This window comes from Salinicoccus kekensis (assembly GCF_900220995.1).
GTDB lineage: Bacteria > Bacillota > Bacilli > Staphylococcales > Salinicoccaceae > Lacicoccus > Lacicoccus kekensis.
Map to the genome: position 1 here is coordinate 304,694 of NZ_OBQF01000001.1, position 21,834 is coordinate 326,527.

General features: G+C 51.5%; 19 protein-coding genes. 16 read left to right on the plus strand and 3 right to left on the minus strand.

Translation table 11 applies throughout. The features are described from left to right. Nucleotides 1-102: 102 nt before the first annotated feature. The 10 genes from CRN96_RS01445 to hfq all read left to right on the plus strand — a co-directional run bounded on the left by CRN96_RS01445 (nt 103) and on the right by hfq (nt 12,805). A complete protein-coding gene (locus CRN96_RS01445) occupies nt 103-1,824 on the plus strand; it encodes an ABC transporter ATP-binding protein (RefSeq protein ID WP_097038404.1) in 1,722 nt (573 codons plus the stop codon). Continuing rightward, on the plus strand, nt 1,817-3,637 hold the full coding sequence (locus CRN96_RS01450) for an ABC transporter ATP-binding protein (RefSeq protein ID WP_097038406.1): 1,821 nt from the start codon (nt 1,817-1,819) through the stop codon (nt 3,635-3,637). The genes CRN96_RS01445 and CRN96_RS01450 overlap by 8 nt, the downstream gene beginning before the upstream one ends. A gap of 150 nt (nt 3,638-3,787) precedes the next feature. Next, nucleotides 3,788-5,326 carry a tRNA (N6-isopentenyl adenosine(37)-C2)-methylthiotransferase MiaB gene (gene miaB, locus CRN96_RS01455; protein ID WP_097038408.1) on the plus strand — a complete coding sequence of 513 codons (1,539 nt, stop codon included), beginning with the start codon at nt 3,788-3,790 and terminating at the stop codon, nt 5,324-5,326. After that, nucleotides 5,326-5,754, plus strand: coding sequence for a YlbF/YmcA family competence regulator (locus tag CRN96_RS01460; RefSeq protein ID WP_097038410.1), 429 nt, complete (start codon nt 5,326-5,328; stop codon nt 5,752-5,754). The genes miaB and CRN96_RS01460 overlap by 1 nt, the downstream gene beginning before the upstream one ends. Before the next feature lie 64 nt (nt 5,755-5,818). Then, on the plus strand, nt 5,819-6,310 hold the full coding sequence (gene thiW, locus CRN96_RS01465; RefSeq protein ID WP_097038412.1) for an energy coupling factor transporter S component ThiW: 492 nt from the start codon (nt 5,819-5,821) through the stop codon (nt 6,308-6,310). A 69-nt stretch (nt 6,311-6,379) separates the two neighbouring features. Further along, nucleotides 6,380-8,920: a DNA mismatch repair protein MutS gene (gene mutS / locus CRN96_RS01470; RefSeq protein ID WP_097038414.1), complete on the plus strand. Its 2,541-nt coding sequence runs from the start codon at nt 6,380-6,382 to the stop codon at nt 8,918-8,920. After that, complete coding sequence (gene mutL, locus CRN96_RS01475) at nt 8,913-10,784, plus strand: DNA mismatch repair endonuclease MutL (RefSeq protein ID WP_097038416.1); 1,872 nt, start codon at nt 8,913-8,915, stop codon at nt 10,782-10,784. Before mutS ends, mutL begins: the two co-directional genes overlap by 8 nt. Before the next feature lie 11 nt (nt 10,785-10,795). After that, the gene (locus CRN96_RS01480; RefSeq protein WP_097038418.1) at nt 10,796-11,674 is read left to right on the plus strand and encodes an alpha/beta fold hydrolase; all 879 of its coding nucleotides are present in this window, start codon (nt 10,796-10,798) and stop codon (nt 11,672-11,674) included. Then, nucleotides 11,661-12,593 (plus strand): tRNA (adenosine(37)-N6)-dimethylallyltransferase MiaA, encoded by a 933-nt coding sequence (miaA, locus tag CRN96_RS01485; RefSeq protein ID WP_097038420.1) that lies wholly within the window; start codon nt 11,661-11,663, stop codon nt 12,591-12,593. Before CRN96_RS01480 ends, miaA begins: the two co-directional genes overlap by 14 nt. 17 nt (nt 12,594-12,610) lie before the next feature. After that, entirely contained in the window at nt 12,611-12,805 is a 195-nt protein-coding gene (gene hfq / locus CRN96_RS01490; protein ID WP_097038422.1) for an RNA chaperone Hfq, read from the plus strand. Nucleotides 12,806-12,838: 33 nt separating this feature from the next. On the opposite strand, the gene CRN96_RS01495 is transcribed toward hfq, so the two are convergent. After that, nucleotides 12,839-13,324, minus strand: coding sequence for a glutathione peroxidase (locus CRN96_RS01495; RefSeq protein ID WP_179647067.1), 486 nt, complete (start codon nt 13,322-13,324; stop codon nt 12,839-12,841). Between the two features lie 119 nt (nt 13,325-13,443). Between CRN96_RS01495 and hflX the strand changes: the two genes are divergently transcribed. From hflX to CRN96_RS01510, 3 genes are read left to right on the plus strand one after another with little or no spacing between them, the layout of a single operon-like run. Further along, a complete protein-coding gene (gene hflX / locus CRN96_RS01500; RefSeq protein ID WP_097038425.1) occupies nt 13,444-14,694 on the plus strand; it encodes a GTPase HflX in 1,251 nt (416 codons plus the stop codon). After that, nucleotides 14,672-15,892, plus strand: a complete 1,221-nt coding sequence (locus CRN96_RS01505) for a methionine gamma-lyase family protein (RefSeq protein ID WP_097038427.1) — start codon at nt 14,672-14,674, stop codon at nt 15,890-15,892. Before hflX ends, CRN96_RS01505 begins: the two co-directional genes overlap by 23 nt. Nucleotides 15,893-15,914: 22 nt before the next feature. Further along, nucleotides 15,915-17,357 (plus strand): protein adenylyltransferase SelO, encoded by a 1,443-nt coding sequence (locus CRN96_RS01510; RefSeq protein ID WP_097038430.1) that lies wholly within the window; start codon nt 15,915-15,917, stop codon nt 17,355-17,357. A 37-nt stretch (nt 17,358-17,394) separates the two neighbouring features. On the opposite strand, the gene CRN96_RS01515 is transcribed toward CRN96_RS01510, so the two are convergent. Next, nucleotides 17,395-18,270 carry a 2-dehydropantoate 2-reductase N-terminal domain-containing protein gene (locus CRN96_RS01515; protein ID WP_097038432.1) on the minus strand — a complete coding sequence of 292 codons (876 nt, stop codon included), beginning with the start codon at nt 18,268-18,270 and terminating at the stop codon, nt 17,395-17,397. Between the two features lie 76 nt (nt 18,271-18,346). On the opposite strand from CRN96_RS01515, the gene panB reads away from it, so the two are divergent. From panB to CRN96_RS01530, 3 genes are all read left to right on the plus strand, one after another. Beyond that, nucleotides 18,347-19,165 (plus strand): 3-methyl-2-oxobutanoate hydroxymethyltransferase, encoded by an 819-nt coding sequence (panB, locus tag CRN96_RS01520; protein ID WP_097038434.1) that lies wholly within the window; start codon nt 18,347-18,349, stop codon nt 19,163-19,165. After that, entirely contained in the window at nt 19,143-20,000 is an 858-nt protein-coding gene (panC, locus tag CRN96_RS01525; protein WP_097038436.1) for a pantoate--beta-alanine ligase, read from the plus strand. Before panB ends, panC begins: the two co-directional genes overlap by 23 nt. A gap of 82 nt (nt 20,001-20,082) precedes the next feature. Next, the gene (locus CRN96_RS01530; RefSeq protein ID WP_097038438.1) at nt 20,083-21,075 is read left to right on the plus strand and encodes a CAP domain-containing protein; all 993 of its coding nucleotides are present in this window, start codon (nt 20,083-20,085) and stop codon (nt 21,073-21,075) included. A 39-nt stretch (nt 21,076-21,114) separates the two neighbouring features. Here the strand turns inward: CRN96_RS01530 and lexA are convergent, their stop codons facing one another. Then, complete coding sequence (lexA, locus tag CRN96_RS01535) at nt 21,115-21,729, minus strand: transcriptional repressor LexA (RefSeq protein ID WP_097038440.1); 615 nt, start codon at nt 21,727-21,729, stop codon at nt 21,115-21,117. Nucleotides 21,730-21,834 lie beyond the last annotated feature (105 nt).

A 21,834-nucleotide genomic window follows, 5' to 3' on the forward strand; every position in this document is an offset into this window, starting at 1 on the left:
TCATCAGCCGGTTTTATTCATATATAAACCCTACTAATTTTTGAAAAATTGTGTCATAATGAAAACAATACTTCGGCGACCGAAAGAAATGTGGTGTGACGCGTGTTAAAAATCTTCAAGTTTTCCCTGAAATATAAATGGTTCATGGTGATCGCCCTGTTGTGCATGCTGACGGAGCTCACAGTGGAGCTGCTCCAGCCATTCTTCATCTCAAAGGTGATCGATGACGGCATCGTCGCAGGCGAAATCGATGTCGTATGGATCTACCTCGGTGTCATGCTGGGGCTGAGCCTCGTATCTTTTGCCGCCGGCATCATCAACTCGTATTTCGCAAGTTTCGTCGCGACGAATTTCAGTTACGACCTCAGGACGGCACTTTTCAAAAGGATACAGAGCTTCACGCTGACGACGTTGTCCAAGTTCCCGACATCGAGCCTGATCACACGGCTGACTCAGGACGTGCTCCAGACGGAGATGCTGCTCTATATGTCGCTCAGGATTGTCCTGAGGGCACCGCTGCTTGTGGTGGGATCCCTCGTCATGTCATTCATCGTCAATCCGACACTCGGTTTCTACCTGTCGGTGCTGACTCCGTTCCTGCTGATCTTCCTTTACATAGTGGCAAAAAAAGGTGCGGGCATATTCCTGCGTGTCCAGAAGCGGCTCGATAAATTGAACCGCTTCATCCAGCAGAACCTCGAGGCGGTCCGGCTCATAAAAGCCAATGACCGTGCGTCTTTTGAAAACAATAAATTCTTCAGTGTCGCAAGGAACCTGAAAAACGACACCGTGGGTGGGCTCCGCCTGATGGAATCCATCCTGCCGGTGCTTTTGATCATCATGAACACGGGCCTCCTGCTCGTCATATGGGCATCGTCAGATCTGCTCCAGACAGGAAACGTGCAAATCGGTGAAGTGGTGGCGGTCATCAACTACGGTCTCCGGATGCAGGGCGGATTTTCCATGTTTGCATTCATCATCATCGCCTATTCACGCTCGAAGGCGAGCAGTGAGCGGATGAATGCCGTGCTGGACGCACCGATTGTCGATAACAACAACGACATCATCAATAAGGAGGCGAAGGCGGGATCGGTCAAGTTTGAAAATGTATCATTCAAATATCCAGGCACCACACGCTATGTACTGAAGGATATCTCCTTTGAAGTGGCGGAAAATGAAAAGCTCGTCATCATGGGCGGCACCGGTTCCGGAAAGAGCACCCTGATCAGCCTGATCCCGAGGATGTATGATGTCGTCGAAGGGCGGGTCCTCGTCAACGGCATCGATGTCAAGGAGTGGAACGAGGAGGATCTCAGGCAGACGATCGGTTACGTGCCGCAGTCGGCGATCCTGTTCTCCGGATCCATCTATGAAAACCTGTTATGGGGGGATGAAGAGGCACTGCATACGGATATCGTCTCATCCACCGAAAAAGCGCAGATCCATGAAAATATAAAAGCATTCGACCATGAGTATAAGACGATCGTGGGGCAGCGCGGCGTGACGCTCTCGGGCGGACAGAAACAGCGCCTGTCGATTGCACGCGCCCTGGTCAGGCGGCCGTCGATCCTCATCCTGGATGACAGCACCTCGGCCCTTGACATCAAGACCGAGTCCGCCCTGTGGTCGGCCTTGGACGGTGAGGAAGCGACACGCATCGTCATCACCCAGAAGATCGTCACGGCGAAGACGGCGGACCGGGTCATACTGCTCGATGACGGCAGGATCAGCGCCATCGGCTCCCATGATGAACTCATCGAAGAGTCGGAGCTGTACCGCAGGATCAATGCATCCCAACATGAAGGGGGTCATCTTGATGATTGACAAAATAAAAAGGCCTTTCGGCTATGAACCTGCACTGAAGAAAGAAGAGATCGGCCGCGGCAAAAAGAAAGAGGACCAGCGTGCGAGCGACTTCTGGGGCACACTGGTGCGGCTGTGGCAGTTCATGCGGGGTGAGCGGAAGCTCTTATACTTCATCATCTTCATCGTCATGATCACGAGCCTCCTCACGATCGTCGGACCGTTCATGATCGGTTACACGGTGGACAATTATCTCGTCGTCCAGCAGTTCGACGGGCTGATCAGCCTTTTATTGTTCATATTTATCGTATATGTGCTATCCGCCGGCACCCAGTATCTGGCATCATTCCTGATGGTCGGGCTCGCCCAGAGGACGATCTACAACCTCCGGGTGCGGCTGTTTTCACATATGCAGCAGCTGTCTGTGCGCTTTTTCGATAAAAGGCAGCACGGCGAGCTGATGAGCCGGATGACCAATGATATCGAGACGCTGTCACAGACGATGAACTCCTCATTCATCCAGTTTACGACGAGCATCGTCACGCTGCTTGCGACGGTGTCGGTCATGATCTACTTAAGCCCGCTGCTGACGCTGCTCACGATGACGATCGTGCCGCTCCTTATATTCGGTGTGGCATTCGTCACAAGGCGCACAGGGCCTTTGTATAAGAAGAGGCAGCGGCGCACGGGCGAATTGAACGGCTACATCGAGGAGGTCATCTCCGGACAGGAGATCGTGAAGGTGTTCTCCCAGGAGGAGCGGACCATCAACGATTTCGAGGAGCGGGCCGCAAACCTCCGCCATGTCACTTTCTGGGCCCTCTTATATGCGGGATTCATCCCGAAGATCATGAACATGCTGAACAACGTCAGCTTTGCGATCGTCGCGGGGGCGGGCGGGCTGATGGCCCTCTACACCGACGGGCTGATCACCATCGGGACGATCGTGATTTTCGCCGAGTTCGCGAGGCAGTTCACGCGCCCGCTTGCGGACCTTTCGAACCAGTTCAACCAGGTTTTGTCGGCGATTGCGGGTGCGGAGCGGGTGTTCACCATCATCGACACCGAAGCCGAAACCGATGACGGCACGATAGAAGATAGAAAAATCGAAGGATATATCGACTTCAAAAACGTCTATTTCTCCTATGATAAGGAACAGTATGAACATACGATCCAGGATCTGTCGTTTGCGATAGATGCGGGCGAATCCGTCGCACTGATCGGGGCGACGGGGGCGGGCAAGACGACGGTCATGCAGCTGCTCGCACGGTTCTATGAGGTGGACGGCGGTGAGATCCTGATCGACGGCATAAATCTCACGGACTACAAACGTCATACCGTACGCTCGCAGACGGCTTTCGTCCTGCAGGACCCTTACCTGTTCGAAGCGACGATCAGGGAGAACATCCGCTACGGCAAACTTGACGCGACGGATGAGGAAGTCGAGGAAGCGGCGAAGCTTGCCAATGCGCACGATTTCATCATGCAGCTTGAAGACGGTTATGACACGGTGCTCGAGCTGGATGAGGGCTTTATTTCCCAGGGGCAGAAGCAGCTCATATCGATCGCCCGGGCGCTCGTCACCGACCCTGCGATACTGCTGCTCGATGAAGCGACTTCAAGCATAGACACCGTGACGGAGCTTAAGATCCAGGATGCACTCGAACACTTGATGAAAGGCCGGACGAGCATCATCATCGCCCACCGGCTGAATACCATCAAGGCCGTCGACCGGATATTCGTCCTTGAGGACGGACGGATGCTCGAATCGGGCACGGAAGCGGAACTGCTTGAGAAGCAGGGCCGCTATCATGAAATGATCAATGCGAAATGATTGGATGAGGCACACCGCATACACTGCGGTGTGTCTTTTATTTGAATTTACATGCCGGGGACTTTAAGAAAAATTAAATTGACTTTAAATTATTCACGAAAACCTATATACTGAATAAAGATATTTCAATGGAGTAAATGGGGTTTTAATATGAATGAAGAACAGAGACTGGATGCTTCAAAGGTCACCCGTAAAAAAGAAGAGAAAGATTACAGCCAATACTTCCAGCATGTCTACCAGCCGCCGAACCTCAGGGATGCCAGAAGGCGCGGCAAGACTGAAGTCGAATATCATTCAGATTTCAAAATCGAGGAACGCTTCAAGGGGCTCGGCAAAGGACGCAAATTCTTTATCCGCACCTACGGCTGCCAGATGAACGTGCATGACACCGAAGTCATCGCCGGCATCCTCGCAGCACTCGGTTATGAACATACCGACACGACAGATGATGCGGACCTGATTTTACTGAATACATGCGCGATCAGGGAAAATGCCGAAAATAAGGTGTTCAGCGAGATCGGCAACCTGAAGCATGTCAAACAGAACAATCCGGAAGTTTTGATCGGGGTATGCGGATGCATGGCGCAGGAAGAATCCGTCGTCAACAAGATCATGAAATCATACCAGAACGTGGATATCATATTCGGTACACACAATATCCACCGTCTGCCGAATATACTGGATGAAGCCTACATGTCCAAGGAGAAAGTGATCGAAGTATGGTCCAAGGAAGGCGATGTCATCGAGAATCTGCCGAAAGTGCGCGAAGGCGGCACAAAGGCATGGGTGAACATCATGTACGGATGCGATAAGTTCTGTACATACTGCATCGTACCCTTCACACGCGGCAAGGAACGTTCAAGGATGCCGGAAGACATACTTGAAGAAGTCAGGGACCTTGCAGCGAGAGGCTACCAGGAGATCACCCTGCTCGGGCAGAACGTCAACTCCTACGGCAAAGATCTGAAGCTGGATTACAGTTACGACCTCGGCGATCTGATGCGTGACGTGTCCGCGACGAATATACCGCGCGTGCGTTTCACTACGAGCCATCCGTGGGATTTCACGGACAATCTGATCGATGTGCTCGCGACAGGTGAAAACCTGATGCCGCATATCCATCTGCCGGTCCAGTCGGGCAATAACGATGTGCTTAAGATCATGGGCCGGAAATACACCCGCGAGGAGTATCTTGAACTCGTCGGCAAAATCAGGGATAAAATGCCGGATGTGGCACTCACGACGGACATCATCGTCGGCTATCCGAATGAAACTGAAGAACAGTTCCTGGATACGATGACGCTGTATGAGGAAGTCGGTTTCGAGCATGCCTACACTTACATCTATTCCCCGAGGGACGGCACACCTGCCGCCAAAATGGAGGATAATGTGAGCGACCAGGACAAGAAGGACCGCCTCCAGCGTCTGAACCGCCTGGTCACGCATTATACGCGTGATGCACTCAGCAAGTATCAGGATGAGTACGTGAATGTGCTGTGCGAAGGCACCAGCAAGAAGCGTGATGACATTTATGCAGGTTATACGGACAAGAGTAAACTCGTGAATTTCACGGCACCCGGTGATGAAGTCATCGGTAAGATAGTCAAAGTAAAAATCACTGAAACGAAGAATTATTCCCTGATGGGTGAATTTGTGGAAGTGCTTAATGAAGAAAAGGTGGAAGCGTAATGTATACAAAGCAGGAAATCGTTGAAGAAGCAAAGAAACTGGGCAAGATGATGGCGGAGACGGAGCAGGTGGAATTCTTCAAGAAGGCGGAAGCCAAAATCCATGAAAACAAAGAAGTGCGCGAGAGGATGGCGAGCCTGAAGAGCCTCCAGAAGCAGTCTGTCAACTTCCAGAACTACGGCAAGGAACGTGCCTACCAGATGACTGAGGAGAAGATCAGCAAGATCCAGGATGAACTGGATGAAATGCCGATAGTGAACCAGTTCCAGGAATCTCAGCAGCAGGTCAATGAACTCCTGCAGCTCGTCTCCCATGCGATCAGCAGGACCGTGACTGAAGAAGTCATCACATCGACAGGCGGGGATCTGCTCATGGGTGAAACGGGTGCCGCCGTGCATAACAGGCCAAATCAGGAACCTATTGAATAATAATGTATCGAACTCAGCTGTACGCCGCCGGTGTACAGCTGTTTTCATTTGGGGGAGTGGGGTCATGACAAGGAAATTGACGATAACGAGTATACTTATCGCACTGAATGTAGTGCTTGGGATGATCGTGACGATACCGCTCGGTTTCATCAGGGCTGCACCTGTGCAGCATCTGATCAATGTGATCGGGGCGGTGCTCACCGGGCCGTGGGTGGTCCTTCAGGCATTCGTGTCTTCAACCATACGCATCCTGCTCGGCACCGGTACACCGTTCGCCTATCCGGGCAGCATGGCGGGGGCACTGTTGGCATGGCTTTTGTACCGGCGCCTGAAAAAGCTGCCCGCTGCAGTTGCCGGGGAAGTCATCGGCACCGGGCTGATCGGTGCACTGATGACCTATCCGCTCATACTGGTGCTCGGGCTCGATGACAGCTTCTTCATGGTGCTTGCGCCGGCATTCATCGTCAGCAGCCTGATCGGTGCGCTGATTTCCTGGTTCATCTTAAGGCAGCTGGAGAAACGCAATGTGTTGTCCGGGATGATGGATGAGCGTTAATCCCTTCAAACAAGACTTTGAATGATGATATAATTGAAGAGATAAAATTATTGATTTGGAAGTGTTATTATGGCGACATCAGTCACACCGATGATGAAACAATATTTAACGATCAAAGAGCAGCATGAGGATGCCCTCCTGTTCTTCAGGCTGGGTGATTTCTATGAGCTGTTCTATGATGATGCCGTGACGGCGAGCAAGGTACTTGAGATCACCCTGACTGCAAGGGATAAGAAGAAGGACCCGATCCCGATGTGCGGCGTGCCGCACCATTCCGCGAGGAACTACATCGCGAAGCTGATCGACAACGGATACAAAGTGGCAATCTGTGAACAGATGGAGGATCCGCGGGAAGTCAAAGGCATGGTCAAGCGCGATGTCGTCCGGGTCATCACGCCGGGCACACTGATCGATGACTTCGGCATGGAGGACGGCAGGAACAATTACCTGCTCGCCCTGTATGAGGAAGCAGGTCTCTACAGTGCGGCCTATGCGGACATTTCAACAGGTGAGCTGTATGCCTTCAGCACCTCTGATGAGGATGAGCTGAGGAGCGAAGTGGAGCGGGTGGAACCGTCGGAGATCGTCGTCGATGAAGAGAGTGCGCATCTGCTCAGCATGATCTACAACGATCCGCCGCTCTATACGGTGTACGGTGAAGCGGAGGCGCATGATGTCGAGAAGGAAGAGGGCGTACGCGAGGATGAAGTGCTGAATCTCCTCCTCTCATATATCAGTGCGAATAATATGAAGAGCCTCATACATTTCAGGCCGGTGAGGAAACACAGCATCAGCGGCGCCATGAAACTCAACCATGCAGCGATCTCCAACCTGGAGCTTTTAAGCAACTTACAGACGAAAAAGGAAAAAGGCTCGCTCTTCTGGTATTTGAACCGGACGGAGACGCCGATGGGCAAAAGGAAGCTCCGCTCATGGATCGAACGTCCCCTGATGAACATTCCGGAAATCAAGGCGAGGCATGATGTCGTCAACATTTTCCTCGACAACTTCATCGAGCGGGCGGACCTGATCAAACTCCTGAACCAGGTTTATGATATCGAGCGGCTCGTCGGCCGTCTCAGCTTCGGCAATATAGATGCCAAAGACCTGATCCAGATCAGGGATTCACTCGAAGGGCTCCCGGCCATCAGAAGCATACTGACGGAACTCGGGCTGCTCGACTTCCCGATCTTCAAAGGATTTGATGCACTGGAGGATCTCCACCGCATACTGGATGACAGCCTGCTCGACCCGCCGCCGAAAACCGTGAGGGACGGCAATATATTCAAGTCGGAATATGATGAGAAACTCTCCGAACTGAGGTACATCCAGGACAATGCAAGAAGCTACCTGAACGAATACCTTGAAGCGGAACGCGAGCGGACCGGCATCAAGAACATCAAGATCGGCTTCAATAAGGTTTTTGGATACTTCATTGAAATCTCAAAGGTCAATGCGATGAATTTTGATGCCGAGAAATTCGACTACAGCCGCAAGCAGACTCTGACGAATGCCGAACGCTTCATCACGCCTGAGCTGAAGGAGATGGAGACCAGGATACTGACTGCAGAAGATGAGAGCATCGTCCTTGAATACCGTCTGTTCACCGAACTCCGAAAAGAGATGGAAGCCTATATGGAACGGCTCCAGAAGACGGCGGAGATGATTTCGACACTCGACTGCCTGCTTGCATTTGCGGAAGTCTCGAATACCTACCGGCTGACCGAGCCGGAATTCGACCGTGAAAAGTTCGAAGTGGAGGACGGCCGGCATCCGGTCGTCGAGAAGGTCATCGGTGAAAACACTTATGTGCCGAACGACCTGCGTATGGATGACGGGGAATTCATCTATCTGATCACCGGGCCGAACATGTCGGGGAAGAGCACTTATATGCGCCAGGTCGCAATCATCAGCATCATGGCACAGATGGGCATGTTCGTCCCCGCCAAAAGGGCGGTGCTGCCGGTCTTTGATGCCATCTTCACACGGATCGGTGCAAGTGACGACCTGTCCAGCGGCAAATCGACATTCATGATTGAAATGATGGAGGCGAACGAGGCGCTCCGGAAGGCGACGAAGGACAGCCTGTTGATCTTCGACGAGATCGGGCGGGGCACTTCCACCTACGACGGCATGGCGCTTGCCGAAAGCATGCTCGTCTATATCCATAACTTCATCGGGGCGAGGACTTTATTCTCAACGCACTACCATGAATTGACCCGTCTAGACGCGGAGCTCGCGGGCCTCGGCAACTACCATGTCAAGGCGACCGAATATGACGGGAAGCTCGTCTTCCTCCATAAGGTGAAGCCGGGGGCGGTGGAGAAGAGCTACGGCATTCATGTGGCAAGGCTCGCCGAACTGCCGGAAGAGGTCACCTCTTACGCAAGGGAGAAGCTCGCAGCGCTCGAATCGGGACGCAAATCCGGGAAGGCCGATGTCTACCAGCTCGAGCTGCCCCTCGATGACCTCGAGACCGCGGCGGGAGACACGGCGAAGGATGTGGTCCAGGCACTGAAGGCGGTGGATGTGAACACTTTGACGCCGCTTGAAGGGCTGCAGAAGCTGAATGAACTGACCAGCATGGTAAAGGATGATCATAATGAGTAAAATAAAGATCCTCGATCCAAAAATACAAAATAAGATCGCCGCAGGTGAAGTCGTTGAACGGCCAAGCTCAGTCGTCAAGGAATTGATCGAGAATTCCATCGATGCCGGCGCATCTGAAATCCAGGTGAGCATCGAAGAGTCGGGCATGAAGGAGATCCGGGTGATCGATGACGGCGAGGGCATCGAGGCAGAAGATGCTCCGCTCTTATTCGAGCGGCACGCGACGAGCAAGATCGGCAATGACTACGACCTCTTCCAAATACGGACGATGGGGTTCCGCGGCGAGGCGCTCGCAAGCATCGGCGCCGTGGCGAAAGTCACGCTCGAGACCATGAACCGGGACTCGGAGCCAGTGAAACTCCAGTATGACGGGGGGGTCATTGCAGCGAACGAACCCGGAAAAGCACGCATCGGAACCGATATAACGATCCGTGAACTGTTCTTCAACACACCGGCAAGGTTGAAGTATGTCCGCTCCTTAAGGACGGAGGCGGGGAAGGTGATCGACATCATACAGCACATGGCGCTGAACCATCCGGCCATCAGCTTCACGCTGCTGATCGACGGCAGGGAGAGGCTCCGCACGAGCGGCAAGGGTGATCTGAAGGCGGTGCTCGCTGACATATACGGCATCAATGTCGCAAGGCTCGCGGTGCCCGTGGAGGCGAAAACCCCGGACTTCCACATTACAGGCTATATCGTCCGACCGGAAGTGACCCGGAGCCACAGGAACTTCATCAACCTGTCCGTCAATCAGCGGTTCATCAGGAACTTCAGGCTGAGCCAGAGCATCATCAACGGGTATCATACACTGCAGCCGAAAGATAAATACCCGGTTGCGGTGATCAATATGGAAATGGATCCGAAGATCGTCGATGTGAACGTCCATCCGGCCAAAACGGAAGTGAGGTTCTCAAAGGAGCATGAACTGAACGCACTCGTCGAGCAGACCGTAAGGGAAGCCCTTCGGGAGGAGACGCTCATCCCCGACGTTGAGAAATCCGTGAAGAAGCATGAACAGGAAAAGGCCGAACAGCCGGGCTTCGACTTCAGCCAGCCCAAGGCAAAAGCGGCACCGGAATCCGGTCCGGATACCGGCAACAGTGCCCTCAGCGTCCGGGAGACACCGGGAAGCCGTTCTGAGTCATGGCCGAAAGTGTCCGGAACGGAGAAGCGGGCAGATTACAGCACCGGGAGGAGCCCGAAAAGGGAGAAGGCACCTTTCCGTAAACCTGCGCAGACGTCGACGGGCACTTCCGAAGCAGAGCCACTGGAGCAGGAGAAACTCCCTTATCTTGAAATCATCGGCCAGCTGCACGGCACGTATATATTGATGCAGAACGACAGCGGCATGTATATGATGGACCAGCACGCCGCGCAGGAAAGGATCAAATACGAATACTACTATGAAAATATACAAAAAGACGGGGACGGTGTGCCGCTGCTGATCCCGTACACATTCGAATTTCCGCTGGATGATGTCATCACGATCGATGAGAAACTGCATGACTTGAGGGATCTCGGTTTTGAGATAGAGAAGACGGGTACGAAAAGCTACTCGGTCTCACGCTATCCCGACTGGATCAAGGCAGATGACCCGGAAGAGGATATCGCCTCACTCATCGATTTCATCTGTCATAAAGATCATTTCAGCGTCAACGACTACAAAGAGGAAATGTCCATAATGATGAGCTGCAAAAAATCGATCAAAGCGAATCACTACCTGGATAAACGTCAGATGGAGGCCCTGCTTGAAGAGCTGAACCGGTGCGACAGCCCGTATACATGCCCGCACGGCAGGCCGGTCATCATACAGATGACGACGTATGAAATTGAAAGGATGTTCAACAGGATCATGAAATAGGGGGGAACCGGATGATTTCCTATGAGGAAGTTCACAACGGAGAGTATAAAATAACGGCCAAAGTCTTCAGGCCGGATGCGCCGGTTGCTGCAGTGCAGATACTGCACGGCATGGCCGAGCATATGGACAGGTATGACGAGCTCTGCACATGGCTGATGGCCAATGACATCTTCACCATCATCCACAACCACAGGGGGCATGGGGCGGATACAGACACTCCAGGCCATTTTGCAAGCTTCGATGAACTGATGGAAGATGCCCTCTGTGTAAAGGCGCTCATCCCCCGGCATCTGGAGACCTTCATACTCGGCCATTCCATGGGGTCGATCGTCGCAAGAAGGCTGCTGGCCATGCCTGATTATGATGCAGGGATACTCATCGGCACCGGCAGCAAAAGAGGACTTGCCAACGGTGTCCTGTCGTTTCTCATGGGCGGTGCGAAACGCTTCGTGCCTGAGATGCGCGGTGAATGGCTGACGAGGCTCGCTTTCTTCGGATATGACGGACACTTCCCTGAAAATGAGCAGAACCGCTGGCTCTGCAGCGACATGGATGTCGTACGGCGATATAACAGTGACGGCTTCTGCGGGCGCAACATGACTTTCAATGCACTCGCAGAAATCGTAAGGCATATCAGGATGGCGGATTCCGATGATACACTGAAGCATTATCAGCCGGAAACCCCGATTTTACTGATCGGTGGAAAAGAAGATCCCTTCTCCGGTTTCGGCAGGGACATACGTATATTGGCCGGGAAAATGGCGCCGTACGCGGGGTCCGTCACGGTGCAGCTGTATGAGACGAGCCGGCATGAAGTGTTGAATGAGAAAAACAGGGAACAAGTATATCAAAAACTTTTGGAATGGGTGATGTCACATGTCGACCAATGAAAAATTAATAGTGCTGATCGGTCCGACCGCGGTCGGTAAAACTGCGCTGTCGCTCGATATCGCAGAAAATTTCGATTTTGATATCATCAGCGGGGATTCGATGCAGGTATATAAGCATATGAATATTTTGACGGGGAAAATCAAGCCTGAAGAGATGAGGGGCATCGCCCACCATATGATTGATATAAAGCAGCCGGAGGAAAGTTTTTCGGTCCATGATTTCAAGCATGAAGTGGATGATTTGATAGACACTTATCATGAGAATGATAAAATACCTTTCATCGTGGGCGGTACCGGACATTATATAAGGGCGTTGATCTATGATTACGATTTCCATGATGAGGATGATGCCGATAAAAGGGAACTGATGGAAAGGCTGGATAAACTGAGCACCACGATACTTTACGGCCGGCTGAAGGAGATATCCGAGGATCTGGCATCAAAAGTCCACCCCAACAACAGGCAGAGGATACTCAGGCAGCTCATCAAATTCGAATTGTCCGAAAGGATCAGCCACCGTCCGGCGGTGAAGGACTCTGACTATCAACACAAGCCCAAATATGATACATTTATAATAGGGTTGGAACGCGAACGTTCCATATTATACGACAGGATCAACGAACGAGTTGAGGAGATGTTCGATAACGGGATTGCTGAAGAAGCCGAAAAGTTATACAAGGAACATAAACTGTCGACGACGGCCAAAGGGGCAATAGGATATAAGGAGTTCCTCCCTTATTTCGAAGGTGACATCTCTTTGCAGCAGGTGAAGGAGAACATCAAGCAGAACACACGCCATTTTGCGAAGAGGCAGTTGACGTTCTTCAGGAACCAGCTGGATGTCAATTGGTATGACATGGAGGACGAAACGAGCAAAGAGAAGATTTTCAACGATCTGAATCAGTTTTTAAGAACATGAAAAAGGGGTATGAGACTATGAACAGTGTAAATCTTCAGGATGAATTTTTGAATGAAATCAAGGATCAGGACCTGGAAGTCACGGTGATTCTGCAGAATGGTTTCCAGATGAAAGGCAAGATCAAAGATTTCGACAAGTATGTAATCAAAGTGGAATCTGGCGGTAAAAGCCATATGATCTACAAGCATGCGATCAGTACATTTGTAAAATGATAAAACCCATCCAATTTTGGGTGGGTTTTATCTTTAACCGCTGAGCAGCTGCCGGATTTCATCTTCGAGCTGCAAGATGGGGGTGCGGGGTGAATGACGTGAAACGACACGCCCTTCACGCGATATGATGAACTTTGTATAGTCCCATTTCACTTGATTTTTGAAAAGTGCAGATTTGCCTTCTGTAAGATACTGGAAAAGTGGATGCATATCTTTACCTCTCACATGGACGGTCTCCATGATGGGGAAAGCAGGAGTGTAGGCGTCTTTTTCCTTATTGCCTGCAAGAAGGTTTGCCACGGGCATCCTCCTTGTGAAGTCTTCGGAGGGAAAACCGAGTACATTGAAGCCGACTTCTTTATGTTTCCTGTATAAATGTTCAAGATCTGCCAGCTGCTCCGTATATTCGGGCTCCGCCGGCAAGTTGATGATCAGCACCACTTTCCCTTCATACTCTTTCATGAAGTGCTCATGACCATCCGCATCTTTAAACTTCAAGTCGTATATATGTGTTTTCACTTGAAGCGCCCCTTTCTGATAAACAAACGAATATTCCGTATATATGTTATGTACACTAAATATAAAACTATTAAACATTTATTTAAGACGAAATAATCTGATGGAGGTGAACCGGCTGTATGTCTGAAAATTTAAAAGGCATCATCATCGCAGTGAATACATTCGATGTAAAAGATATCCACTCCGAGGTGGAGGAATTGAAAAGTCTGGCGCTGTCCAGCGGGATCGAGGTCGTCGGTTCGTATATTCAAAACAGGAACAGGATCGATCCGAAAAGCTACGTCGGCATCGGCTTTCTGGAATCCGTTGCGGCAGAGCATGATGAAGGCATAGATTACTGCATCATCAACAATGAAATCACCGCGAGCCAGAACAGGCGGATTGAATCCGTCCTGGATATGAAAGTCATCGACCGGACACAGGTCATCCTGGATATATTCAGCTTGAGGGCCCACAGCAAGGCAGGGCAGCTGCAGGTTGAACTTGCACAGCTGGAATACCTTGTGCCGAGGCTGAAAGGACAGGGCATCAATTTATCCAGGCTCGGCGCGGGCATCGGCACGCGGGGTCCGGGTGAGACGAAACTTGAAACCGACAGGCGGCATATCAACACCCGCATCAAAGAGATCAAAAACCAGCTGAAGACGATCATCAACCATCGGGAGCGTTACCGTGCAAAGAGACAGAAGAACCAGGTGGTCAAAGTGTCCCTGATCGGCTACACGAACGCGGGCAAATCCACACTGTTCAACATCATGGCGGACAGTGATGCGCTCGAACAGGATAAACTGTTCGCAACACTCGATCCGAAGACGCGGCAGGTGACGACACCGGGCGGCTTCGAATGCATTTTGACGGATACGGTCGGTTTCATACAAAACCTGCCGACCACCTTGGTCGAAAGCTTCAAATCGACGCTTGAGGAAGCCGGTGACAGTGACTTCATCATCCATGTCATCGACAATAATGCAGAAAACATCATGACCCATTATGATACCGTAAAGACGCTCATGAAGGAGCTGGACATGACGGACATCCCCCAGATCATCTTCTTCAACAAGAGTGATTTGAATGACCGTGAAAATCTGATCACCGATGAACCTGCCGTGTATGTGTCGAAGAACACACCGCAGCAGGAAATCAACCAGCATCTTGAGGATTTTATGAAGAAGCACTTCGAAAAATATGAAGTCGAATTGTCCGCAGGGGATTCCCATCTGTATTACCCTTTGAAAAGTGCAACGATCATCGAGGGGACAAGTACGGATGAAGAGACGGGACATCTTAAAATAGAAGGATATTCACCGGAAGGTGGATGGATTGAAAGGATTGTAGGCAGTGACGACATTGGCAGTGCAAAATCTGATTGAGGAATCTCTTGAAGAGATCGAACCGATCATCAAAGACAATAAAAAAATGGCATATAGGAACTTTTCAAAAGTGATGCAGGCTTTTCTGGATAATGAAGTGAGCGATTCGGATTTCGCAGGCACGACCGGCTACGGCTACAATGACATCGGCCGTGACAAGCTTGAGGATATTTACCGGGATGTGTTCAGGGCGGAGGACGCGCTTGTCAGAAGCCAGATCATCTCCGGCACCCATGCAATCAGCCTCGTGCTGCTGTCGCTCCTAAGGAGAGGCGACGAACTCCTGTACATCACGGGCACCCCTTACGATACGCTCGAGAAAGTCGTCGGAAGCAGCAAGGATGATATCGGCAGTCTTTATGATGAAGGCGTGTCGTACAGGGAAGTCGAACTGAAGGATGGCACCTTTGATATCACAGGAATCATGGAGGCCATCAATGACAGGACCAGAGTGATCGGCATCCAGCGGTCGAGGGGCTACTCCCTCCGTGCCTCGACGACGGTCGATGAGATTGAAGCGGTCTGCCGCACGATCAAAGAGGCGCACCCTGAAGTCATCATCTTCGTCGACAACTGCTACGGCGAATTCGTCGAAGAGCGGGAGCCTCTGGAAGCGGGGGCGGACATCATGGCCGGCAGCCTGATCAAGAACCCCGGCGGCGGCCTTGCCAAGATGGGCGGCTATATCGCAGGCCGGGCTGACCTTGTGGAAAGGGTGAGCTACCGTTTGACCGTGCCCGGCATCGGGAAAGAGATGGGGGCAAGCCTGAATGTGCTCACCGATATGTTCCAGGGGTTCTATATGGCACCCCATGCTGTCGCAGAGAGCCTGAACGGTGCGGTGCTGACGAGCCATGTGCTCGGCAGGATCGGCATGGAGGCGGACCCGAAACCTAACGATAAAAGGACGGACCTGATTCAGACGGTCAGTTTCAACACTGAGGATGAGATGATCAAATTCGTCCAGATGATCCAGAAGGCGAGTCCGGTGAATGCCAAATTCATGCCGATACCTGACCTGATCCCCGGGTACCAGAACCCGGTCATCATGGCAGCGGGCACATTCGTCCAGGGTGCTTCCCTTGAACTGAGTGCAGACGGTCCGATCAGGCCGCCCTACACCGTATATGTACAGGGTGGGCTTGTCATGGAACATGTCATCTATGCACTGCATATGGCTTTGAAAGAATTAATCTGAATTTCGATTGGAGATGGAAACAATGACGTTCGGTTTCAATTTTGAAACGACTTACAGGCAGCTGTCCCCGCATTTTTATACAGAGACAGCACCTGAAAAATCCAGCAGCCCTGAGATGCTGCTGTTCAACACCGGGCTTGCCCTGAGCCTTGGGTTGGAGGCACCGGCCCTCAATTCACAGGAGGGGGCGGAAGTGCTGTCCGGCAATGAAATCGTCGGGGAGACACCGATTGCCATGGCATATGCAGGACATCAGTTCGGAAGCTTCACACGGCTTGGCGACGGCCGGGCAGTGCTGCTCGGGGAGCATGTCCATGCCGGCCAGCGTTATGATATACAGCTGAAAGGCTCCGGGCGGACGAAGTACTCCCGGTCCGGGGACGGCCGTGCGCCGCTCGGCCCGATGCTCCGGGAATATATCGTGAGCGAAGCGATGCATGCACTCAGGATCCCCACGACCAGGAGCCTTGCCGTCACGCTCACCGGGGACACTGTAAGACGGGAGACGGTGCAGAAAAGTGCCGTTCTGACAAGGATCGCAAGCAGTCATTTGAGGGCGGGGACTTTCCAGTATGCGATCATCGAAAGTGAAGAAGCTGCTAAAGAGCTTGCCGATTATGCGATAGAGCGTCATTACCCGGACTTTGCCGATAAAGAGAACAAATATGAGTTGTTTCTCGAGGCCGTCGTCCATGCGCAGAGTTACCTGATTGCGAAATGGCAGTCGATCGGTTTCATACACGGTGTGATGAACACGGACAATATGGCGATCAGCGGGGAGACGATCGATTACGGCCCATGTGCATTCATGGATTATTACGATCCGAAGACCGTCTACAGTTCGATTGATGTCCAGGGCAGGTACCAGTTCAGGAACCAGCCCGGCATTGCACAGTGGAACCTGGCCAAGTTCGCTGAAACGCTCCTGCCGCTGCTCAACGATGACGAGGAAAAGGCGATTGAAATCGCCCAGGAGAAACTCGATAACTACAAGGATCTGTACCAGGCGTACTGGCTGTCGGATATGGTCAATAAAATAGGCATACCGGCGCCGGAGGAAAGTGATGTTGCGCTTGTCCTGGACCTGCTTGAAATATTGGAAGAAGAGTCATTGGATTACACCTCCACATTCAGGGCCCTGTCCCTTGGAAACATCGAGAGCATCAAAGTGGAAGATGAGGAAAAGCTGAATGGATGGCTCAGCAGATGGAAAGCGGCACTCGGGGAAAAAGACCAATCCCTCGAAGATGCACATATGCTGATGATCAACACCAACCCAGCCGTCATACCGCGCAACCATCTGGTGGAGGAAGCTTTGTTCTACGCTGAGAAGACGGATGACCTTTCCAAAGTCAAAAAGCTGGTGGAAGTGCTCGAGACACCATTCGATGATTCACATGATGAATATTATAAGCGGCCGCCGAATGAAGAAGAGATGATACGGAACACTTTTTGCGGCACATGAATATTGAAGACCGCATCTGCCTCAGCAGATGCGGTCTTCAATTCTTTCCACGGCCGATCGCATATCCCTTAAGCAGGGTATATGTCACATCTAGGACGGGCGTTTCAAGGTCATTTTTGTTATCATGGAAATATTTCTGGATGAATTCATATTCTGTGGCCGTATCATTCATGACGTCGTAATACATACTTGTGCCCATATGGTCCGGATAACTCTGGAACAACCGGATGGAGGCATCAATGAAGTCATCTGTGATGATGCGGGATTTTTGGTTGATTACGGCCTGTCCTTCCTTAAGCAGCGCTTCCGTCAGGGCGGTGATTTCGGGATCCCGGAATATACGGGCGGTGTTGCGTGATAAGGCCGTAATGGTGTTGACCCCGAGATTGATGAGCAGCTTCTCATACCGCAGCTTTTCAAATTCCGGGTCTTTATTGATTTCAAGATGGATATTTTCGTCCTGTTCACTATGTTCAATGAGGCGGTCGAGATGACGGCGGGGTGCATCCGGGATAATCAGCCGGCTGTCCCTGAAATGCTCGATATGATCCTCTTTCTTCTGGCCGCTGATATAGACGACCGCCGGGATGCTGTTCTGGAACCAGCTGTCATACCCCATGCCGTTCTGGCACAGGATGACTTCCGTCCCTTCGTGCGAGACGGCCGGGATGACCGGCTTCAAATCTTCAAGTGCGGTCGCTTTTGAGGCGACGAAGATGATGTCATACCGCTGACCCCGGGCCTCCGCCATCGTTTTTACAGGATGGTTGTATGTAATGTATTCCCCGTTTTCATAAATGGTGAAGCCGCTGCTTGCACGTCTCGAGTATAAATCGACATCGAAATCCGTCTTCTTCAGCTCCCTTGCAATGATGCTACCGACGGCTCCAATCCCTATGCAGGCGATTTTCATTCAGAATACCTCCAATTGTAATGAGTATAATGTGGTAGAATAATTATAACTTAATGATCACTCAGGAGGGAAATTAATGAAATCGACAATGGATTTTATTGAAATGAAAAAGAGCGGTGAAAAGATCACGATGCTCACCGCTTATGATTATCCGAGTGCACGGCAGGCGGAAGCTGCAGGCATCGATATGATCCTTGTGGGGGACTCGCTCGGCATGACGGTGCTCGGCTATGCGTCGACGGTGGAAGTGACGCTCGAGGATATGATCCATCATGCGAGAGCCGTAAGACGCGGCGCGCCGGATACATATATCGTGGTGGATATGCCTTTCGGCACATACCATGCCAGCCATGAGGAAGCGGTGAAGAACGCCATCAGGCTGTATCAGGAGAGCGGTGCCAATGCCATAAAAATCGAGGGGGCCCACCTCAAAGGATTCGTCCATCATCTGATTGATGCAGGCATCCCGGTCGTCGGGCATCTCGGACTCACTCCCCAGGCCGTCGGCCTCACAGGCTTCAGGATGCAGGCATCCTCCAGGGAAGAGGCGGATGAACTCATAGAGACCCTCCAGAATTTCGAAGCACTCGGTGTGGTGATGGCCGTGCTTGAAGCGATACCGTCCGACCTCGCTGAAAAGGCTGCCCGTCAGACCCAAATGCCTTTGATCGGCATCGGGGCGGGCATCGGCACCGACGGACAGGTGCTTGTATACCATGATGTGCTCAAATACGGCACAGGGAGGCCGCCGAGGTTTGTAAAACAGTACGGCGACTTCGACAAAGCAGGCATCAAAGCCATCGGGGAGTACATTTCAGAAGTGAAGGATCAGAAATTCCCGGATGAGAACACTACTTATAAAAAGAAGGTATATGAGGATGAAAACAACGGGTAAAATCAAGGAGATCAGGGAGTATTTAAAGAATGCGGACACCGGGGGCGTCGCGCTCGTACCCACGATGGGTGCACTGCACAGCGGACATATGAAACTGGTGGAAGAGGCGAAAAAACATGCCCGGACGATCGTCGTGAGCATCTTCGTCAATCCGCTCCAGTTCAGGCCTGATGAGGATCTGGACAGCTATCCGAGGGATCTGGAAAGTGATCTTGAAATCTGCAGGGAAGCGGGAGTGGACTATGTCTTCCATCCGGAGACGGAGGAGATGTACCCGCGTGAACTTGAACTCGACATTTCACTGAACAGCATGGCGGATGTGCTGGACGGCGTCAAACGGCCGGGCCACTTCGAGGGTGTCGTGACGGTCGTCAATAAACTCTTCAACATCATCGAACCGGACTATGCGACGTTCGGTGAAAAGGACAGGCAGCAGCTGATGATCATCCAGCGGATGGTCGAAGACTTCAACCATGACATCGAGATTCTCCCGGTTGAAACGGAAAGGCATGAGAGCGGCCTCGCCAAAAGCAGCCGGAACATGAACTTGAGCGAACAGGAACTGTCGGAGGCTCCGCACGTCTACAAAAGCCTGAAGCTGGGTGAGGAACTCATCCATGCCGGCGAGAGGGATCCGGCACTTGTCCTCGGCAAAATAAAAGATCACATCGGCAGGCATACCGGCGGGTGGATTGATGATGTGCAGATTTTCAGCCATCCGGATCTCGATCCTGTTACCCATATCGAATCGGATGTCATCATCTTCATCGCCGTACAATATGAAAAGGCACGCCTGATCGACAACCTCCTGGTGAAGGTGGACGGGCAGCCCTGAAAGAAGAGTGAATGAATCCATCCGGACACTGCCGGTCGTCCGGCTCCAATAAACGCACTTTTGCGCTGAAGCGGGTGAAGCCATGTTAAAAAAACTGATATATCTGGCGGTGCTGACAGTGATCGCCTTCTTCGTGCATCCGGCAGCCGGATCCTATGATTTCAGGAAGGGGCTTGACGGCGGTTATGCCATGGAATGGCTGCATATGTACGTACTGCCGAACTATGATACATCCAAAATAGAGCAGGTCAACAGCGCACAGTCATACTCCGTGAGATATGAAATCGGCGGCACTTTAGCCATGGCACCCGGGGACACCAAAGTGGTCGGCAGCGAATACGGCGGTGAGTTCCATATCATCAACGAGAATGATATATTCCATATGCTGCTGGTGAATGACGGCAGGATCACCGGTGCGTATACGAATAATGATGAAGTTACGGTCGATTCCATCAATATTCAGGGTATGGACCGTGAGGGGATACATGAAGTCTACGGGGAACCGGTCGGCACCGTGGACAAAGGTGAGAAACGCCTGATCGTGGAGAATGATGAATATGATGTCTTTGAAATCGATGACATCTATGTCTTCTTCTTTTATGATCTGCATAAGGCGGACGAAGTGAACGGCCTCCTCATCGTGGAGCAGTCGGAGATGGAAAACGGTGAGCTGTATAATCATCCTCCCGCTGCGGATAATGAAGAGATGAAATTCCAGCTGGTCAACGCCACACGCATCCAGTACGGCGCCGGGGCACTCGATCACCATGATGGGGCGGCTGATGCTGCAGGCAGACACAGCGAAGATATGGCGGATAATGATTACTTTTCCCACGATTCCCCCGACGGAGGCACTTTGAAGGACCGTATGGAAGAGCAGGGGGTCCGGTTCAAACTGGCGGGTGAGAATATCGCAATGGGCCATACTTCACCGATCTTCTCGCATCACAGCCTGTTGAATTCAGAGGAGCATCGTGTGAATACATTGAATGATGCCTATACCCACCTCGGTATCGGGGTGGATTACAATTCAGAAGATGTACCATACTATACAGAGAACTATATAAAAAAATGAAATCCGCCGGGGACGCCCCCGGCGGATTGATTTATGTGCTTAAAATTCCCTGAACAGACCGACGACTTTCCCGAGTACAGTGACGCTGTCGAGGTAGATCGGTTCAAGTGTGTGATTTTCCGGCTGCAGACGGTAATAGCCTTTCTCCTTGTAGAACCGTTTGACGGTCGCTTCATCATCTTCGGTCATCGCGACGATGATATCACCATTATGAGCGATGTTCTGCTTGCGGACGATGACCCGGTCCCCGTCAAAGATGCCCGCTTCGACCATACTGTCCCCGGCGACATTAAGGAGGAAGATTTCACTGTTATGATTGGCGGTGAAATGTTCCGGCAAAGGGAAGTATTCATCCACATTTTCAATTGCCGTAATCGGCAGCCCGGCAGTGACTTTACCAAGGACAGGGACCTGGATCACTGGAGTATGAGCCTGGTTTTCCACCTGCACCACCTCGATGGCACGCGGTTTGGTGGGATCCCTTCTGATGTATCCTTTATCTTCGAGTTTGGCCAGATGCCCGTGCACCGTTGAACTGGACTGCAGACCAACAGCATTCCCGATCTCCCTGACACTTGGCGGATAGCCTTTATCCTGTACGGTTCTTTTTATAAATTGAAGAATCTGTTTCTGTCTGTCGCTTAATTCTTTCATAATATGACCTCCAGCCCTTTATTTATAACAATGATAACATATCCGGACCCCTGTTACAAACGTTTGTTCGCTAAAGGGTTGACCTAGAACGTCTGTTCTGTTAAT

Coding starts and splice junctions, on each gene's coding strand:
- CRN96_RS01450 (WP_097038406.1), top strand. CDS start 1,817: ATGATTGACAAAATAAAAAGGCCTTTCGGCTATGAACCTGCACTGAAG.
- miaB (WP_097038408.1), top strand. CDS start 3,788: ATGAATGAAGAACAGAGACTGGATGCTTCAAAGGTCACCCGTAAAAAA.
- CRN96_RS01460 (WP_097038410.1), top strand. CDS start 5,326: ATGTATACAAAGCAGGAAATCGTTGAAGAAGCAAAGAAACTGGGCAAG.
- thiW (WP_097038412.1), top strand. CDS start 5,819: ATGACAAGGAAATTGACGATAACGAGTATACTTATCGCACTGAATGTA.
- mutS (WP_097038414.1), top strand. CDS start 6,380: ATGGCGACATCAGTCACACCGATGATGAAACAATATTTAACGATCAAA.
- mutL (WP_097038416.1), top strand. CDS start 8,913: ATGAGTAAAATAAAGATCCTCGATCCAAAAATACAAAATAAGATCGCC.
- CRN96_RS01480 (WP_097038418.1), top strand. CDS start 10,796: ATGATTTCCTATGAGGAAGTTCACAACGGAGAGTATAAAATAACGGCC.
- miaA (WP_097038420.1), top strand. CDS start 11,661: ATGTCGACCAATGAAAAATTAATAGTGCTGATCGGTCCGACCGCGGTC.
- hfq (WP_097038422.1), top strand. CDS start 12,611: ATGAACAGTGTAAATCTTCAGGATGAATTTTTGAATGAAATCAAGGAT.
- hflX (WP_097038425.1), top strand. CDS start 13,444: ATGTCTGAAAATTTAAAAGGCATCATCATCGCAGTGAATACATTCGAT.
- CRN96_RS01510 (WP_097038430.1), top strand. CDS start 15,915: ATGACGTTCGGTTTCAATTTTGAAACGACTTACAGGCAGCTGTCCCCG.
- CRN96_RS01515 (WP_097038432.1), bottom strand. CDS start 18,270: ATGAAAATCGCCTGCATAGGGATTGGAGCCGTCGGTAGCATCATTGCA.
- panB (WP_097038434.1), top strand. CDS start 18,347: ATGAAATCGACAATGGATTTTATTGAAATGAAAAAGAGCGGTGAAAAG.
- panC (WP_097038436.1), top strand. CDS start 19,143: ATGAGGATGAAAACAACGGGTAAAATCAAGGAGATCAGGGAGTATTTA.
- CRN96_RS01530 (WP_097038438.1), top strand. CDS start 20,083: ATGTTAAAAAAACTGATATATCTGGCGGTGCTGACAGTGATCGCCTTC.
- lexA (WP_097038440.1), bottom strand. CDS start 21,729: ATGAAAGAATTAAGCGACAGACAGAAACAGATTCTTCAATTTATAAAA.